General features: G+C 66.0%; 19 protein-coding genes and 1 tRNA gene. 10 read left to right on the forward strand and 10 right to left on the reverse strand.

Going from position 1 to position 16,999, the window contains the following annotated elements; translation table 11 throughout:
• Positions 1-223 precede the first annotated feature (223 nt).
• Positions 224-844, forward strand: coding sequence for a hypothetical protein (locus tag ACJH7A_RS28715; RefSeq protein ID WP_406803180.1), 621 nt, complete (start codon positions 224-226; stop codon positions 842-844).
• Positions 845-868: 24 nt separating this feature from the next.
• Here the strand turns inward: ACJH7A_RS28715 and ACJH7A_RS28720 are convergent, their stop codons facing one another.
• Both ACJH7A_RS28720 and ACJH7A_RS28725 read right to left on the reverse strand, forming a co-directional pair.
• Positions 869-2,080 carry an acyl-CoA dehydrogenase family protein gene (locus ACJH7A_RS28720; RefSeq protein WP_406803181.1) on the reverse strand — a complete coding sequence of 404 codons (1,212 nt, stop codon included), beginning with the start codon at positions 2,078-2,080 and terminating at the stop codon, positions 869-871.
• Between the two features lie 43 nt (positions 2,081-2,123).
• Complete coding sequence (locus tag ACJH7A_RS28725) at positions 2,124-2,840, reverse strand: TetR family transcriptional regulator (RefSeq protein WP_212813057.1); 717 nt, start codon at positions 2,838-2,840, stop codon at positions 2,124-2,126.
• A gap of 83 nt (positions 2,841-2,923) precedes the next feature.
• Here ACJH7A_RS28725 and ACJH7A_RS28730 point away from each other — a divergent pair, with 83 nt between their 5' ends.
• Positions 2,924-4,006 (forward strand): fatty acid desaturase, encoded by a 1,083-nt coding sequence (locus tag ACJH7A_RS28730; RefSeq protein ID WP_406803182.1) that lies wholly within the window; start codon positions 2,924-2,926, stop codon positions 4,004-4,006.
• 29 nt (positions 4,007-4,035) lie between these two features.
• Positions 4,036-4,218, forward strand: a complete 183-nt coding sequence (rd, locus tag ACJH7A_RS28735; RefSeq protein WP_212813062.1) for a rubredoxin — start codon at positions 4,036-4,038, stop codon at positions 4,216-4,218.
• Positions 4,219-4,236: 18 nt separating this feature from the next.
• Here the strand turns inward: rd and ACJH7A_RS28740 are convergent, their stop codons facing one another.
• The gene (locus ACJH7A_RS28740; protein WP_212813064.1) at positions 4,237-6,165 is read right to left on the reverse strand and encodes a heavy metal translocating P-type ATPase; all 1,929 of its coding nucleotides are present in this window, start codon (positions 6,163-6,165) and stop codon (positions 4,237-4,239) included.
• 83 nt (positions 6,166-6,248) lie between these two features.
• Here ACJH7A_RS28740 and ACJH7A_RS28745 point away from each other — a divergent pair, with 83 nt between their 5' ends.
• Entirely contained in the window at positions 6,249-6,611 is a 363-nt protein-coding gene (locus ACJH7A_RS28745) for a metalloregulator ArsR/SmtB family transcription factor (protein ID WP_212813066.1), read from the forward strand.
• 48 nt (positions 6,612-6,659) lie between these two features.
• The gene (locus ACJH7A_RS28750) at positions 6,660-7,094 is read left to right on the forward strand and encodes an ester cyclase (protein ID WP_406803183.1); all 435 of its coding nucleotides are present in this window, start codon (positions 6,660-6,662) and stop codon (positions 7,092-7,094) included.
• Here the strand turns inward: ACJH7A_RS28750 and ACJH7A_RS28755 are convergent.
• From ACJH7A_RS28755 to ACJH7A_RS28770, 4 genes are read right to left on the reverse strand one after another with little or no spacing between them, the layout of a single operon-like run.
• A complete protein-coding gene (locus ACJH7A_RS28755) occupies positions 7,091-8,107 on the reverse strand; it encodes a cation diffusion facilitator family transporter (protein WP_212813072.1) in 1,017 nt (338 codons plus the stop codon). The two genes, ACJH7A_RS28750 and ACJH7A_RS28755, sit on opposite strands and share 4 nt — an antisense overlap.
• Entirely contained in the window at positions 8,104-8,505 is a 402-nt protein-coding gene (locus ACJH7A_RS28760; RefSeq protein WP_212813074.1) for a metalloregulator ArsR/SmtB family transcription factor, read from the reverse strand. Before ACJH7A_RS28760 ends, ACJH7A_RS28755 begins: the two co-directional genes overlap by 4 nt.
• Before the next feature lie 47 nt (positions 8,506-8,552).
• Complete coding sequence (locus tag ACJH7A_RS28765; RefSeq protein ID WP_212813076.1) at positions 8,553-9,338, reverse strand: DUF4239 domain-containing protein; 786 nt, start codon at positions 9,336-9,338, stop codon at positions 8,553-8,555.
• Positions 9,339-9,395: 57 nt separating this feature from the next.
• Positions 9,396-10,457 carry a hypothetical protein gene (locus ACJH7A_RS28770; RefSeq protein ID WP_212813078.1) on the reverse strand — a complete coding sequence of 354 codons (1,062 nt, stop codon included), beginning with the start codon at positions 10,455-10,457 and terminating at the stop codon, positions 9,396-9,398.
• 486 nt (positions 10,458-10,943) lie between these two features.
• Between ACJH7A_RS28770 and ACJH7A_RS28775 the strand changes: the two genes are divergently transcribed.
• From ACJH7A_RS28775 to ACJH7A_RS28785, 3 genes are all read left to right on the forward strand, one after another.
• Entirely contained in the window at positions 10,944-12,620 is a 1,677-nt protein-coding gene (locus ACJH7A_RS28775) for a PE-PPE domain-containing protein (RefSeq protein ID WP_212813081.1), read from the forward strand.
• A 125-nt stretch (positions 12,621-12,745) separates the two neighbouring features.
• The gene (locus ACJH7A_RS28780) at positions 12,746-13,129 is read left to right on the forward strand and encodes a heme-binding protein (RefSeq protein ID WP_212813083.1); all 384 of its coding nucleotides are present in this window, start codon (positions 12,746-12,748) and stop codon (positions 13,127-13,129) included.
• On the forward strand, positions 13,129-13,425 hold the full coding sequence (locus tag ACJH7A_RS28785; protein WP_371824513.1) for a hypothetical protein: 297 nt from the start codon (positions 13,129-13,131) through the stop codon (positions 13,423-13,425). The genes ACJH7A_RS28780 and ACJH7A_RS28785 overlap by 1 nt, the downstream gene beginning before the upstream one ends.
• Positions 13,426-13,453: 28 nt before the next feature.
• Here ACJH7A_RS28785 and ACJH7A_RS28790 read toward each other — a convergent pair whose 3' ends face one another.
• Entirely contained in the window at positions 13,454-14,227 is a 774-nt protein-coding gene (locus tag ACJH7A_RS28790) for a hypothetical protein (RefSeq protein ID WP_406803184.1), read from the reverse strand.
• Between the two features lie 173 nt (positions 14,228-14,400).
• The gene (locus ACJH7A_RS28795) at positions 14,401-14,832 is read right to left on the reverse strand and encodes a nitroreductase family deazaflavin-dependent oxidoreductase (RefSeq protein ID WP_212813089.1); all 432 of its coding nucleotides are present in this window, start codon (positions 14,830-14,832) and stop codon (positions 14,401-14,403) included.
• A 190-nt stretch (positions 14,833-15,022) separates the two neighbouring features.
• Between ACJH7A_RS28795 and ACJH7A_RS28800 the strand changes: the two genes are divergently transcribed.
• Entirely contained in the window at positions 15,023-15,724 is a 702-nt protein-coding gene (locus ACJH7A_RS28800) for a DUF4396 domain-containing protein (RefSeq protein WP_244872669.1), read from the forward strand.
• An 85-nt stretch (positions 15,725-15,809) separates the two neighbouring features.
• A tRNA-Arg gene (locus ACJH7A_RS28805) sits at positions 15,810-15,882 on the forward strand.
• A 212-nt stretch (positions 15,883-16,094) separates the two neighbouring features.
• On the opposite strand, the gene ACJH7A_RS28810 is transcribed toward ACJH7A_RS28805, so the two are convergent.
• Positions 16,095-16,739, reverse strand: coding sequence for a site-specific integrase (locus ACJH7A_RS28810; protein ID WP_267324725.1), 645 nt, complete (start codon positions 16,737-16,739; stop codon positions 16,095-16,097).
• Positions 16,740-16,999: the final 260 nt, after the last annotated feature.

Below are 16,999 nucleotides of genomic sequence, written 5' to 3' on the forward strand. Positions count from 1 at the left end.
CGTTCACCATGACTCGTTGATCACAACGCGTGAACCACGCCAGATCCGAAGTCCACCACTCCCCGGGACGCTATCGCTTTGCCATTGGTTCGGCGCCGCAGTTGTCGCTCCTTAACGCAACCTGTGGATTCCGGCAAAGTCAGTACACCATCGGGGTTGACAAGGGACGCTGTGGGGAGAACCAGCAGCGCCACGGGGCGCTGCCGCAACCGAGGAGCGCCTGGTGTACGCACGCTCAACCACGTTTCAGGCCGAGCCGGCGTCGATCGACGCGGGCGTTGCGTACATGCGCGACACCGTGCTCCCGGCCTTGGAGGAGCTGGGGGCGGCAGGAATGTCGCTGCTGGTGGACCGGCGCCTGGGGCGTTGCATCGCCACCAGCTCCTGGGAATCCGAGGCGGTGATGCACCTGACGGCGCACGCCGCCCGCCCCCTCGGTGAACGTGCGGCAGAGCTACTGAACGGGACCCGGAAGGAGATCAGTGAGTGGGAGGTGGCGGCGCTGCACCGCCACCACCGCTCACCGGAGAGTGCCTGCCTCCGCGTTGCCTGGTTCTCCGTCGAGCCCCATCAGGCGGACCTGCTCACCGATTTCTACCGGACGCTGGTCCTGCCGCCCTTGGAGAAACTCGAGGGGTTCTGCAGTGCCAGCCTCCTGCTCGACAAGCCGTCCGGACGCGCCGTTTCGTCGGTGACGTTCGACAGCGCCGCGGCGCTGGACAACAACCGCGAACAGGCCAGTGCGCTACGCACCGAAAAGCTCGCCCAGTTGGGTGGCAGCCTGGTCGACATCTGCGAGTTCGAACTGGCCATCGCTCACCTGAGGGTGCCGGAACTCGTCTGATTCCCCTGATGGCGTCGTCCTGATTCAGCGGATCGTCAGGCCCGTCACCGCCCGTGAGATGACCAACCGCTGAATCTCACTGGTGCCCTCGAAGATGGTGAAAATCTTGGCATCTCGGTGCATCCGCTCGACCGGGTAGTCGCGGGTGTACCCGTTGCCGCCGAGAATCTGAATCGCCTCGTCGGTCACGTACACGGCGGTCTCGCTGGCCGCCAGCTTGGCCATCGAACCCTCGGCGTTCTCGAACGGCACATTGTTGCGCGCCATCCAGCCGGCCCGCCACACCAGTAGCCGGGCGGCGTCGATGCGGGCCTTCATGTCCGCCAGTTTGAAGGCAATGGCCTGGAATTCGCCGATCTTCTTACCGAATTGCTCACGCTGGCAGGCATATTCGAGGGCGTACTCGTACGCCGCCCGGGCCACCCCGACCGCCATCGCCCCGACCGTCGGGCGGGTTCGCTCGAACGTCTTCATCGCGGCCTGGCCACCCGCGGACACGCCCGACTTCACCCGCGCCACCCGGGCCTCGAACTTCTCCCGGCCGCCGAGGATCGCGTCCTCAGGCAGCCGCACGTTGTCGAGCACCACCTCGGCGGTGTGCGACGCCCGGATGCCGTGCTTCTTGAACTTCTGCCCCTGGGACAGCCCCTTGGTGTCCGGTCCGATGACGAAGCTGGCCTGGCCGCGCGACCCGAGTTCCGGGTAGACGGACGCGACCACGACGTGCACGTTGGCGATGCCGCCGTTGGTGGCCCACGTCTTGGTGCCATTGAGCACCCATTCCCGGGTGGCCTCGTCGTAGCGGGCCCGGGCCCGGATGGACCCGACGTCGGAGCCCGCGTCGGGCTCGGATGAGCAGAACGCCGCGACCTTCGGGTCCGCGGCCGAGCCGAACATCTGCGGCAGCCACTGCCCGATCTGTTCGGGAGTTCCGTTGCCCGCCAAGGCCGCCGCGGCCAGACCGGTACCCATGATGGACAGCGCGATGCCGGCGTCACCCCAGAACAGCTCCTCGAACACGGTGAGCATGCCGAGCCCGCTCGGTTCGGCGGCCTGCGTGCCGAACAGTTCGGGTGAGTACAGCCCGATCTTCGCCGCTTCCTGGATGATCGGCCACGGCGTCTGCTCCCGCTCATCCCATTCCGCGGCGGCAGGGCGGACGACTTCGGCGGCGAACTGGTGCACCCAGTCGCGCACCTCGATGACGTCATCGCTGAGTTGTAGTGAGAATGTCATGTCACTCCTGTTGGTGGTCAAAGTGTTTCGGTGCCGCGAGTGATCAGTTGCTCCGCCACGCGGTGGCACCGACGTTCAGATACCGGATCTGGCGCTCGAGCATGGTGGCCGCCGCATCCAGATCACGCGCCGTGGTCTCTTCGTCGAGCCCGCGCGCGATGACCTCGAGCATCGAATCGATACCGGCGAGGATGGTGGCCATCAACATGCTCGACAGCATCTCGACATCCCCGACGCTCCACGACCGGATGGGTTCGAACCGGGCCATATAAGTGGCCAATTGGCTGGCGTACAAACGGATTTCCGACCGAATCTCGCGCCGGAGCACCGAATGACCGGCCGCACGTTGGCGCGCCAGGAACGCCAGGTGTGCATGGTCCCGCGAGACCACGCCACGAAGCGCCTGCACCCCGACGTGGATGGCGCCGCCGGACGAATCGATGTCGAGAGTGGCCATCTCGCCCATGATCTCGCGCAGCGTCCGAAAGGTCTCGTGAATCACGGCGAGACCGAGGTCGTCGAGCGACTGGAAGTAGCGGTAGAACGCCGACGGCGCGACACCCGCCTTACTGGCGAGCTGCCGCAGGCTCAGCGCGTCGAAGCTCGATCCGCTGCCGGTCAGTTCCAGCGCCGCCGTCATCAACGCGCGGCGGGTGTGCTCGCGGCGCTCCTGCTGCGTCCGGCGCCCATGCCGATCCCGACCATTGCCGGAGTCCGCCTCGACAGATAGAGAGCGTTTGTTCTCTGTGTTGCCTGTCACGAAACCAACTATAGCTATTGACCTCGCCATATCGACAAACATACCTTACGGAACATTCGTTCTCTAACTTGAATGGAGAAATCATGGCACGTATCGCAACCCGCCTACCCGGCGAGCGCAACCTGGCCGAGGGGGACCGCAACCGGATCGCCGCGATCCGGGGCGAGCTCATCCGCATCGGCAACGGCTGGCGGGAACGCCATCCGTTCCTCGCCGCACACCAGGACGGCGTCGGGATGGCGATATTCCTGGCGTCCATCGCCGGCGTTCTCGTCGACGCCGCGCTGTACGCGGCCGGCATCCTGCCCTGGTACGCAACCATCCTGATCACCGCGTTCTGGCTGTCATTGCTGCACGAACTGGAACACGACCTCATCCACTCGATGTACTTCCGGCAGAACCGCCCGGTGCACAACGCGATGATGTTCGGGGTGTGGTTCTTCCGGCCCAGCACCATCAACCCGTGGATCCGGCGGACGCTGCACCTGCACCATCACGAGGTCTCGGGCACCGATTCCGACCTCGAGGAGCGCGGCATCACCAACGGCGAACGCTGGGGCAGCCACCGGCTGCTCAGCCTGCTCGACTCGATGCTCGGCATCTACACCAAGCCGCTCCGACAGCGCGCCATCGTCACCGCCTACATCAAGCACGAGGCCCGCTCCCCCGAAGAAGCGCGTCAGCTCGCCGCCAAGACGCTCGCGCTGTACTTCCCCCTCGGCACCATCCACTACACGCTGTGGCACCTGTTCATCGGCGTGCACGTCTACGAATTCGTCACCGGCAGCAGCATTTCCGGCAGCTGGGTGACGGCGCTTGACTTCGTGGCCGTCACGCTGCTGGCGCCGAACGCGGTGCGGACGTTCTGCCTGCACTTCGTCAGCTCCAACATGCACTACTACGGCGACGTCGAGAAGCACAACGTGTTGCAGCAGACCCAGGTGTGGACAGCCAAGTGGCTCAAGCCCTTCCACGCCCTGTGCTTCAACTTCGGCGAGACCCACGCCATCCACCACTTCCTGGTGCGTGACCCGTTCTACCTCCGCGAGGCGATCAAGCGCGATTGCCAGAAAGTACTGCGCGCCAACGGTGTCCGCTTCAACGACTTCGGCACCTTCGGGCGGGCCAACCGCTTCAGCCTCGCCCCGGCGCACGTCGAACCCTGACCACACCACTTCTTCCGAACGGATAAAACATGACCGAGACCCAAACCGCCCAGCTGTGGATCTGCGTGCGCTGCGGCATGATCTACGACCCCGCCGACGGCGACCCCGACAGCGGGATCGCCCCCGGCACCGCGTTCGAGGACATCCCCGACGACTGGGTGTGCCCCATGTGCGGCGTCAGCAAGGACGAGTTCGTCCCCTACGAGGACTGAGCAGCCCCGTCCGATCGTTCAACTGACGGGCACGCGCCAGGCACCCCGCCGGAGCAGCCGCAGCCCATTGAGCCCGACGATGATCGTCGAGCCTTCATGGCCGGCCACGCCCAGCGGCAGGGGCAGGGTGCCGACGAGATCCCAGACCACCAGCACGGCAATGAAAGTCGCCGCAATCGCCAGGTTGGTCATCACCACGCGGCGGGCGCGCCGCGACAGTGCGATCACCGCGGGGACGGTGCGCAGGTCGTCACCGATGACGACGGCATCCGCGGTCTGCAACGTGAGATCCGAACCAGCGCCGCCCATCGCGATGCCCAGGTGCGCGGCCGCTAGCGCGGGCGCGTCGTTGATACCGTCACCGACCATGACCAGCCGCCCACCATCGGCCTGCAAGTCCCGGACGGCAGCCACCTTCTCGTGCGGCAGCAGGCCGGCACGCACCTCGGCGATACCCACCTGATCGGCCAATTGTCCTGCCGCCGCGGCATTGTCACCGGTGAGCAGGACCGGGGCCCGCCCTGTCAACGCGGTGACGGCGGCGACGGCACCCTGGGCATCGGGACGGAGTTCGTCGGTCAGGCCCAACACCGCGACCGCGCGACCGTCGACCGCCACGACGACCGCCGTACCACCCCGCTGCTCCATCTGGGCTGCCGCGTCGGCGCTGTCCGCCGACGGCGCCGACACGGTGATCGTGTGTCCGTCGATGACGGCCCGTACGCCGCGACCCGGTTCGGCGGCGAAATCGGCGGCTCGCGGCAGGACGAGTCGACGCGCCTTGGCCGCGCGGACGATGGCCGCACCCAGCGGGTGCTCGCTGGGATGCTCGGCGGCCGCGGCCAGTGTCAGCACCTGATCTTGCGTGAAATCACCTGTCAGCAGCCGAATCTCCGCAAGTTCTGGAGTCCCGCGGGTCAACGTCCCGGTCTTGTCGAAAGCCACGCGGGTGGCGGCGCCGAGCTGTTCCATGACCACCGCAGACTTGACGAGCACGCCGTGACGCCCGGCATTCGCGATGGCCGCCAACAGCGGCGGCATCGTGGCCAGCACGACCGCGCACGGGGATGCGACGATCATGAAGGTCATGGCCCGCAGCAGCGCCTCCCGCATAGAGTCGCCCGCGAGCAGCGGGATCACGAACACCGCCAGGGTGACGGCGACCATGCCGATCGAGTAGCGCTGCTCGACCTTCTCGATGAACAGCTGCGTGCGGGCCTTGGTCTGCGACGCTTCTTCCACCAGCGCCGCGATGCGCGCCACGACCGAGTCGGCAGCCCGCCGGTCGACCCGGATCCGCAGTGCCCCGGTGCCGTTCAGCGTGCCCGCGAAGACCTCGTCGCCGACGGCCTTGTCGACCGGCAGCGGTTCGCCGGTGATGGTCGCCTGATCGACCTCACTGGCGCCGTCGATCACCGTGGCGTCCGCGGAGATGCGCTCCCCCGGCCGTACGAGCACCACGTCACCGACCGCCAGCTCAGTGGCCGGCATGACGTGCTCGCCGTCGTGGGACAACCGGGTCGCGGTGTCGGGCGCCAGGTCCAGAAGGCCGCGCACCGAGTCCTCGGTCCGCGCCGTGGCCAGAGCTTCCAGCGCGCCCGACGTCGCGAAGATGACGATCAACAGGGCGCCGTCAGTGACCTGGCCGATCGAGGCGGCGCCGATCGCCGCGACGACCATCAGCAGGTCCACGTCGAGGGTCTTCTCGCGCAGCGCCCGCAGTCCCGCCAGCGCCGGCTCCCAGCCGCCGGTGACGTAGCAGGCCAGGTACAGCGCCCACCACGACCAGCTCGGCCCACCAGCCAGCTGCAGCACCAACCCCGCCAGGAACAATGCCAAAGCCACTGCAGTCCAGCGCATCTCCGACAGGTCGAACCACCCGCGGCGCGACGGAGCCACCGCCGCACCGGACAGCGCCGGCCGGGCGGTCTGGGTCACCGTCGCCATGACGCACCTCGCAAACACATGCAGTCAACGTTATCAGAACAAATGAATACGTCTTCATGTGTGTGCCCTAGTACACTACAACCGTGGGACATGGTGTCGAGGGGCGTGACCGCCCCACCGGGCGGCTCGACGCTGACGCCGCGGCTCAGGTCGCCACGACTCTGCAGGCGCTTGCCACTCCAAGCCGATTGATGATCCTCACCGAGCTACGCCAGGGCGCCCGCTCCGTCACCGACCTCGCCGACACGATCGGCCTCGAGCAGTCCCTCGTTTCCCATCAGCTCCGACTGCTGCGGAATCTCGGACTGGTGACCGGCACCCGGAGCGGCCGCAGCATCGTCTACAGCCTGTACGACAACCACGTCGCGCAACTGCTCGACGAAGCCGTCTATCACAGCGAGCACCTGAGGCTGGGGCTGGCAGACCGCACCAGCGACGCAGGCTGAGTGCCCGGTGGGCTCGCGAACCGTTGCGCCACATCGCAAGGAGGGTCCATGTCCACGACACCCACGAGCACCAATGTCGCGACGTTCGAACGATTCCACTGCAGCTGCAACAGCGGAGACATCGACGACATCGTGAGCACGATCGACGACGTCTTCCTCCCCGACGCCGTGGTCCACTCCCCGCTCGCCGTAGGTTCCGGGCCGGACATCATGAAACGCATCTGGACGCTGCTCCTTCGAGCCTTCCCCGACATTCACGTCATGGTCGACGACATGGTCGTCGACCATGACAAACTCGCCGCGCGCCAGACCGTGACCGGGACGCACCTCGGCGAGTACCGCGGGCTGGCACCGACCGGCAAAACCGTTGTGTACGACGAGATCTTCATCATCCGGTTCACCGAGGGCAAGATCGCCGAAGTCTGGGGCGTCGTCGATACCCTGTCCCAGCTGCAGCAGCTCGGCGCCGTCGGCAGGGTCTAACGCGCGGGGTATGCGTGGATCAGCGCCGTCGTCAGCTTGGGCACGGCGTGCACCAGATGATGCTCGGCGTCGTGGGCGATCTGGTGGGCCTGCGCCAGGCTCAGCTCGGGATCGAGGTCGAGTTCGACGTCGGCATGTAGGCGGTGACCCATCCACCGCATGCGCACGCTGTGCACCGACCGCACCCCCGGCTCGGCCGCCAGCGACTGCTCGGCGGTGTCGACGAGCGCCGGGTCGACGCCATCGAGCAAGCGGCGGAACACATCTCGCACCGCGGTGCGCAGCACGGCCAGGATCGCCACCGTGATGATCAACCCGACGATCGGGTCCGCGAGCGGGTATCCGAGTGCCACTCCACCGGCGCCGAGCAAGACGGCCAATGACGTGAATCCGTCGGTGCGCGCGTGGATACCGTCCGCAACCAACGCCGCCGACCCGATCTGCCGCCCCACCCGGATGCGGTAGATCGCGACCGTTTCGTTGCCGAGAAAGCCGACGAGTCCGGCCAGTGCCACCCACCCGACGTGATCGATGACCTGCGGATGGATCAACCGCTGCACCGCCTCGTAGCCGGCGATGATCGCCGACAGCGTGATCATGCCGACCACGAACAACCCCGCCAGGTCCTCGACCCGGCCGAAGCCATAGGTGTAACGACGGGTTGCGGCCTTGGTGCCCAACGCAAATGCGATCCACAGCGGCACCGCGGTCAGGGCGTCGGAGAAGTTGTGGATCGTGTCGGCCGCCAGGGCCACCGAGCCCGACGCCACCACGATGGCGATCTGCACCACCGTGGTGAGGCCCAGCACCAGCAGGCTGATCTTCACCGCCCGGATGCCGGCCGCGCTCGACTCGAGCGCGCTGTCCAGGCTGTCCGCCGCGTCATGGGAATGCGGAGCGAACAGCCCTTTGACCGCGCCCCAGCCGCCGTGGTCGTGGCCATGACCGTGGTCGTGGTCGTGGTCGTGGTCGTGGTCGTGGTCGTGGTGATGATGGTGGTGGTGGCTACTCATCGCCGACCGCCCCTGCGCACGGCGGTGTCGGCGCCGAGGCTCCGCACGCCGGGGTCCTGACGATGATGCGCCGGCACCCCGGGACCCGCGTGTTCGGCGTTGTGCACGGCGTCGACCACCAACTGCCGCACATGCTCGTTCTCGAGGCTGTAGAAGATCGTCGTCCCGGCCCGCCGCGTCTGGACCAACCGCGCCATCCGCAGCTTCGCCAGATGCTGTGACACCGACGGCGCGGGCTTGCCGACGCGCTCGGCCAATTCATTGACCGACAACTCGCACGCACTCAACGCCCACAACAGTTGGACGCGGGTCGGGTCGGCGAGCATCCGGAACACTTCCACCACCAGACGCACCTGGTCGTCGGCGAGCGGCGCCGGCACCTGGTTATCTGCATTCATACGCAGATAATAGACCGTCGGCCGCCGGTCGACCTCGGGAGCGACGCTCAGCTGCCGCGGTCGACCATGTCGAACACCTTGACCGCATGCGAAAACGGCTGCGGGGTAACGCCTATGGGGCCGAACGGATGGTCCAGGGTGTAGATGACGTACAGCAGCAGCGACAACAGGATGGCGACCGCGCCGACGAGTACCGCGTGCGCGCGGGCGTTCTCCAGCCGCATGAAGCACGTCAGCAGGATCAGCACCGCCCCTCCGAAGATCAGGGCACCCCACAGCAGCGCCGGGATGCGCTGGTGGGAGTTGAGGATGCGCTCGCTGCGATCCGAGGCCAGCACCGTCAGCTCGCTCAGGAACTGCGAATCGATCGGGCTCGCGCTCGGCCCCGAACCATGCGTTCCCACAATGCGATACAGCTCGCTGAGCGCCGCACGGCCGTTGTTGCTGATGTCAGCGAATTCGTCCATGCCCCAGGCGGGTCCCTGAACCGCGGCGGCATACTTGCGCAACTGCTCACGAACCTGCGCCTGCTCCGGTTGCGGCATCGCGACGGTCTGGCGGTACAGCGTCGTCAACGTCGATGCTTCGTTGGCGACGTTCGTCTCGGCACTGAGGAACTGCTGCCAGCCGACGACCACCGTGAACCCCAGGAGCGCCCCGTAGACCAGGCCGACGACGGTGAGGAACGGGGACAGGAACGAGTTCTGTTCCGGGCGCGCATCACGGGCGATGATGCGTCGCGTCACGAACACACAGCCGACCGCCACGCAGACCGCCCCGCCGACGACCAACGCCAGCATGAGCCACGCGCCGAACACCCCGAGATCACCCATAGTGGACCAAGCATGCCAAGCACGCCGAGCTGTTGCCAAGCAATCCCCGCAAACCGCCTAGAGCACAAAACCGCACAACACGACGCAGTTGTCCGACACTTCGGCAACCTGCGGCGGTACCGGAACCGCGGGCTCGACGGCTACCGGCGGGACGTACGGCGTTCGGCCCTCGGGCACCCCCGCGGACGTATCGCTCTGGTTCTGTTTCTGGTTGACCGCGGGCGCATCCGACGCCGGCGCCGGCACAGCCACAGGCTCGGGCGCCGGTGGAGGCGGACTGGGACTCGGCGGCACTTGCACGGCCGGCGACACGGATACGTGAGCCGGCGCGGGCGCCGGCGATGGGCCGGCAGAGCCCAGAGGCATGGTCGCGACCAGAGCCGAAACCAGCACCATCGCCGCGAGCGCCACCGGCGTCAGCCAAACCGGCTTCCTGGCAAGGCGTTTGGGATCAGGCTCGTCCACAGCTGCAGGAACGGCGTCGCGAACCGAGGCCAACGCGGCACCATGCGCGAGCGCCAGGAGCGACTCGGCCTCCGACTCGACCCGAACGTGGTTCGGCACCTCCACGGCGACGGGATGCACGTGCTCGTCCGTGCCGACGAGGACGAGCCGCTGCGGCCGGTGATCGAGTCGGCCGAGGACGTCGGCCAGCCAGCCGGCGGCACCGTCGGCATCCAGTCCCACCGCGACAGCAGCCCGAGGTTCGTCGGTGTCCGCGACGACGGCGCGACCTCGTAGCCCACGTTCCACATCAGGCTCCAACACGCAGACGACGGTGTCGGCGTAGTCGGTCTCGCACACCAGCGCCGAGCCTGCCGATACCAGCGGGATCGGCAGCAGTTCGATATCCAGCTCGGCCGGCAGTCCACTGAATCCGGCGACGTGATCGTCGGCGTCGGCCGTCCAAGTGACGGCAACCGAGCGGGCACGGCGGCCGCGTTTGGCACCCTGCGCGTAGATCCGGCGTACCGCGCCGGCCAGTTGGGACCCGGACGGGCGTCGGCCATCGAAGGAAACCGTCACGCCGTCGACCGCAGCGTCGAAGGCCTGGTCACCTGACGTGAGCGTGATGCCCGCAGTGGTGGCGGTGAGCGCAACACCGATCACAGCATCCATGGGGCCACTCCTCGTCACTCTCCGCGTTTGCCGAATGCCTCGGCAAACAGCGGGCGCTTCACGCCCGCTCCATCAGAGGACGCTTCGGCACCGGACGTACGCCCGGTTTGCCTGCACATCGTCTTTCGGGGTGAATCTTGTTTCCCATAGTGAAAAACACCACATCAGCCGGTTTGCCATGATCTGACTTGACAGCGCCAGGAAGGTCCTCCGTCGGTCTGGCCGCGCCGCTACAGCGGCACCGACCGACGAAGGCACCGATTTGCCAGCGCGGAGTTTGACCGGGCTCGACGTCCTATCGGCAGGGCACGATCGGCTTGCCGGAAAATGGCATGGCAACCGCGCTGCTGGCACGAATTCCGTTCGCGATAAACCGATCTTGAATTATTGGTGCGCGAGTCAGCAAAAGGGCCATCGTTAACCATTGGCAGATGTAGCCTTGGCGAGTCTGTACCGAGGCTCCGTGGTGTCGAGGGAGGATTGCCGATGCGTCGTGCATTTTCGACGATCGCCATGACAGCAGTTGCCATCGTCAGTTCAGTCCTACTCCTGGTATCAGCGACATTCGCCGCGGCAATAGGCAATGCGGCCGTCCATGCGCTGATCGTTCCCGGAACCGGAAACCCAACGCCCGATACAGCTTTCGGCGTCGCGGAGGTGCGCAACTTTGTCACGCCGACCAATCCGGGCTGCAATTATGCGGATACCACCGCCTGCAGCCAAACGCTGATCGATTACCCGGCGTCATTCTGGCCGATCATCATTTTCGGACTGAAGCAACTGCACTCGGACACCTGGAACAAATCGGTACAAACGGGTGTCGACAACCTCGGCGACGAACTCAAAGCCGATTACGCCGCCGACCCGACCGGCCATTTCTATGTCGTGGGCTATTCCCAGGGCGGCACGGTCGGCAGCTATTTCAAGAATCAGAACTACCCGGCCACCGGGTCACAGACGTCAGGCCTCCCGCCCGCCGACCAGGTGACCTTCGTCTACGCGGCCAATCCGCAGCGGCCCAATGGCGGTCTGTTCGTGCGGCCCGGATTCTTCGGCGCATTCAAGATCCCGATCCTGGACGCGACCGTCGGCATCCCAGCCGCGACCGACCGCGGCGTCCGGACCAGCGACATCGTCATCCAGTACGACGGGGTGTCGGATTTCCCGGCGTATCCGATCAACCTGCTGGCGGATTTCAACGCCATCGCCGGATTGCTGTTCATCCACCCGACCTACGTGTTCCCGAACACCGCTCACCCCGACCCCGCGCACCCGTACGGGTACACGGTCGACGAGTTCACCCAGCTGGTCAACGCCGCGCAAACCGCGTCCGACAACAACGCGTGCACCGAGGCGGTGCACTGCCAGAAGTACGGCGACACCACGTATATCACGCTGCCCACCGCCAGCCTGCCGCTGCTGGCGCCGATTCGGTTCATCGGCGAACGGCTCGGTATCTCAGCGGTGACCCGTCCCCTCACCGATCTGATCGAGCCGGCCCTGAAAGTGCTCATCGAGACCGGGTACGACCGCACGTCCTACGGGACGCCGACGCCGTTCCAGGTCGTCATGCCGCTGAATCCGCAGAAGATGCTCACCCTGCTGCCGGACCTGGCGAAAGCGACCGTCCAGGGCATCCACGACGCGATCGGCGACATCACCGGTACGCGGCCGGCCCCGGCACCCACCCAGGACCCGTTCGCCTCCGCGGTGTCGCTGTTCACCGATAGCGGCGGGCTCGCGCCGGCCGCCGCGACCAACCCCCTGGCCGCTGCACAGACATCGCCGACAACCAACAAATCAGCGCCGCCCAGCACGCCCCCGGCCGTGAACCTGGCGACATCGGCGACCACGCCGACGGACCCCGGCACCACCACCCAACAGCCGTCCGGCGGAACCGACGACAAGGCAGCCGACAACCCGTCCGGGAAGCAGGACCAAGACACGACGCATGCCAAGGACAAGCCGGAGAAGAAGAGCAAGAACGAAAAGGCCAAGAGCGACAAGCTCGGCAAGGGCCAGAAGACAGCGCAGGCGAAGCGCGAAAAGGGTTCCGAGAGCGGCAAACTCGGCGACAAGGGCGCTGCCGACACGAAGGCCGCCGACAAGGAAGGCACGCAGAGCCCGGCCGGCACTCCCGCCACTGCCGGTGCGCAGAACTGACTGCCTGCAAGCTCCGGACTGCGTCCGCGCAGAAAATGTCGGCGGGGTCAATCCGCCTGCTACAGTCCGGCTGTGTCCGGTGGTCGATCGACCCGGAAGCCGGGACTGTGGAAAGGAATACGGCAATGGTCTTCACCAAATCGGTCGCCCAGCGGGCGGTCGTAGCTGCCGCAGGAGCCGCCATGGCCGTCATGGCCGTCGCCCTGCCGATGTCGGGTCAGGCGATCGCCGCTCCGACGGCCCCCAACTGCACTCCCGCGGATCTGGCCGGGGTAGCTTCGGGTGTCGCTGCTGCCGCCTCCGCCTACCTGTTCACGCACCCGGACGTCAACGACTTCTACGGCAGCCTGCAGGGCAAGCCGCGCGATGAGGTCGCCAATGAGGTGCGCACCTTCTTCGACGCAAACCCGCAGGCGCACAACGAACTTCGGGCGATCCGTCAGCCCATGACCGATTTCCGTGAGCGCTGCGGCCTGGCGCAGCCCGACCGGCCGCTGCTGGGCGAATGATGTCCGCGCCACGCCCCCGCCGCCGGCTGATCGCCGCCGCATTGGCCGCGGCTGCCGTACCCGGACTGATCGCGATCGTCCCCGCGGGCACCGCCAATGCCGACGTCTGCTTCGGTGCCGGACGGCGCATCACGGTCAGCGGCTGCACCGACTTCGGCGCTGTCGCGCCGTACGCGCCGCCGCCGGCCTACTACGCGCCACTGCCCGAGGACATGCCGCCGCCACCGCCGCCCCCACCGGTTCAGGGCTGCGTCGGCTGGAACGGCCGCTGGGTCAGCGCCAACACCTGCCGCTGAGCGCGGCACCCGCCCCGGACCATGCCGGTCAGTACGCCCCTGCGGCCGCCGGCTGGTCCGCGGCGTCGGTGCGGCCACGCAAGGCCCAGTGCAGGCGCTTGGCCGCGGCCAGCGCGCCGCTGGGCGCGTGCGGCTGGCCGTAGTGAATGAGCAGTGTCACGCGCCGTTGGCCGGAAGCGATCGGCATGTTGGCATGCAGACTCCGATAGCCCCAAAACAGGTACACGTCACCGACATTCATGTCGACAACGGTCGGGCCGTGGCTGCGGCCGAGACTGTCCAGGATCCGCTGCCGGAACGTCGCGCTCTGATGGACGATCTTCTCGAAGATGTTGACCATCACCGAACGGCGGAACGGCCGCTTGTTGAAGTAGCCCACCAACTCTCCGGACCGGCCCGGTTCTGCTTCGGGGATGAACAACGGGACCACCATCGTCACGACGCTGGCGTCGTAGTGGAACCACCAGGCATCGCCGTCGGCGTGTGGCCCGGCAACGATGCGCACCGCCGTACCGTCCAATTCATGAGCACGGTCCGGGAACCGCTGGCGGACGACATTGTCGAGAAATGCGCGAACCGAATCGCTGGCCATGAACGCGTGAATCGATTCCAGGTGCCCGTCCTGCGGCGATAGGACGAAATGGTCTTTCTCGCCGTACTCGGCCAACCAGCGGTCGATTTCAGCCCGGGATTCAAGCACCCAATCCCATTGCACCGCGTTTGCTACCCGAGCGACGCCGGTCGCGTCCAACTGGTGCGCCACATCGACGGGATCGCACGCGCTCATGTCAAATTCACACATTTGGACGGAAGTGTAGACAACCAGAGAACGTCGTTACCACGATTGCTGCGATTTGACATTTGCCCGGTAATGACCATGCAATTCGCGAGTCAAGAGAGCGATTCTGCAATCACGTAAATATTGCCGAATTACTGCACTTCAAGCCAGTAACCGCGCACCGAGGGCGCGTTGCGTTACTGCTCGATGCGAGTGAGTCCGAGAACCGGAATCGTCCGCGTGGTTTTGCGCTGATATTCGGCGAAATTCTCGAAGCGGCCGGCCTGCGTCGCGTAGACGCGGTCGCGTTCGGCGCCCTGCAGCTCGCGTACCCGAACCCTGTACTTGTCGGGCCCGATCTCGACCGCGACCTGCTCGGGATGGGCCAGCGCATTGTGGTACCAGGCCGAGCTCGTGTCCTTGCCGTTGTTGGAGGCGAAGACGTAGATCTCGTCGCCGTCCGACTTCTGGTAGGCCATCGGGTTCTGTCGCGGTTGGCCGGACTTGGCGCCAACGGTATGCAGGATCAGCATGTCGAACTGGGCGAACCAGCCATCGACCACGCCGGTTTCGCGAATCTGCCTGATGACGTCGTTGTGGAAATCGGTCTCATCCCCGGAAGTGCTCATGCGTCCATCCTGCTGCCGCACGACCACCTATGTCAATCAGATTGATATGTGGGCCGCCTCACGGGCCGGTGGGTTGCTGCCAATCGATCGGCCTGTCGCCATCAACCCACCCCTAGCGCGATATACCCCCAGGGGGTATCGTGGAGTCGACTCCGATACCGCTCGATTTCGACGATGAGGAATGACAACGATGGCCAGCGATTCCCACCACCATCCCGCCGACCACCAGGGCGGAAACGACCACAGCTCCCACCTGGATCATGCGCACCACGGCGGCGACATCAACGCCATGGCAGTCAGCGCGACCCTGCATTGCCTCACCGGCTGCGCCATCGGGGAGATCGTCGGCCTGATCATCGGCACGGCTCTGGGCTTGACGAACCTCGCGACCATCGGACTGGCCATCGCGCTGGCATTCGTCTTCGGCTACACCCTGTCGACGTTGCCACTGCTGAAAGCCGGTCTCGCGATCGGCACGGCGCTCAGCGTGGTCCTGGCTGCAGACACGCTGTCGATCGCGACGATGGAGATCGTCGACAACCTGGTCATGGCCGTGATCCCGGGCGCGATGAACGCCGGCCTGGTCAACCCGATCTTCTGGATCGGGATGATGATCGCGCTGACTGTCGCCTTCTTCGCCGCCTACCCGGTAAACCGATACCTGCTGCAAAAAGGCAAAGGCCACGCACTGACGCACAAGTACCACGGAGGCGCCGGTTCCGACGTCACCGGAATTCGGCGCTTCATCCCCACGCTGAGTACGCCGACGCTGACCGCGGCGATCACCGCGTTCATGCTCGGCGGCTTGGTCGTCGCCGTCGCAGACCAGCTCGACTCCCCCGACACCGCGCCGCACAGTCAAACATCGCCGTCCGCGCACGCGGCACCATGAGTGACATCAGAATCCCGATGCCACCGATACGGCGCGCGGCGTTTAGCATGAGTCGTCCCTATGGGTCCCTATCTCGGTAGGTGCCGCCCCCGTAGCTCAGGGGATAGAGCACGGCTCTCCTAAAGCCGGTGTCGCAGGTTCGAATCCTGCCGGGGGCACTCAGTGTTTTTGCAGGTCAGCGAGGCTTTCCGGGCGATTGCCCTACTCCCCTTCGCTCCTCTCTGGTCGGTGCTTGGTCGGTGCTTCGTTGGTATCGAGTGGTGCAGGATGGTCAGCCTCCGCGTCCATCGCCGCCATTTTGCGCCGAATTTCGGCCACCGCAGTAGCCCGGCGCGGGTCTGCCAGTACGTGCTTGAGCCGCTCGCGGCCTCTATCGCGCAAGTCCATCGACGTCTCCGCCCGCTTCGGCTGCCACTATGAGAGCCTGACGCGCGGCCAGGTCGAGCCGCACAGCCACATCTTCTAAGTCTGTCGGGAAGAACGCAGCGTAGTGGTTCAACGTGGTGGCGGCTGACTCGTGGCCAAGGAGACGGGCGACCGCAACGACAGACGCACCTGCCTGGATGGCCAGAGATGCCGCGGTATCCCGAAGATTGTGTGGCGTGATGCCTAGCCCGAGTTCTTCGACAGCGTCGTCAAAAACGTCACGGCGGAAGTTGCGATTGCGGAGGGCGGTACGGTTCGCCGATGGGAAAACGAGGTCATTTGGTTTCTGATCGCCTTTGAATGTAGCGAGTTCGTCCGACACGATCGTCGGAACTGGCACCGTGCGCGCTTGATGGTCTTTCACCGGTGACATCTCGCCCCGTGGGGCTTCCTCGGAGTAGGCACGAGCGACGCGCAGACTCTTCCTCTCGATGTCGACATCGGCCCACCGGAGCGCGGCCAGCTCGCCCCAACGCAAACCGCAGTAACCCGCGACCAGGACAAGCAGACGGTCGCGCGATTGGCTCATGTGGTCAGCCAGACGCCACAGTTGGTCGTGCGTGAGCGGTAGCGGATCGTTGCCCTGCACTTTCGGCAACCGGATGCCAGCCGCTGGGTTCCGGTGGATCGCACCGTCCCGGACCGCGTGATCGAAGACTCGGCGCAGTACGCCCAGCGAGTGACGTGCCGTAGCCGCGGACTGTTTGCGAGACAGCTCAGCCGCCCAGGATTGGACCTCAGAAGGTCGTACAGATACCAGCGGCCGACGGCCGGGCCTTGCCCCCATGTAGTGGACACGGGATTTGTGGTTACGCGGCTACTGGCAGCGTAGCCGGTGTTAGGGTCCTT

The sequence above is a fragment of the Mycobacterium sp. SMC-17 genome, assembly GCF_045310915.1.
Classification (GTDB): Bacteria; Actinomycetota; Actinomycetes; order Mycobacteriales; family Mycobacteriaceae; genus Mycobacterium.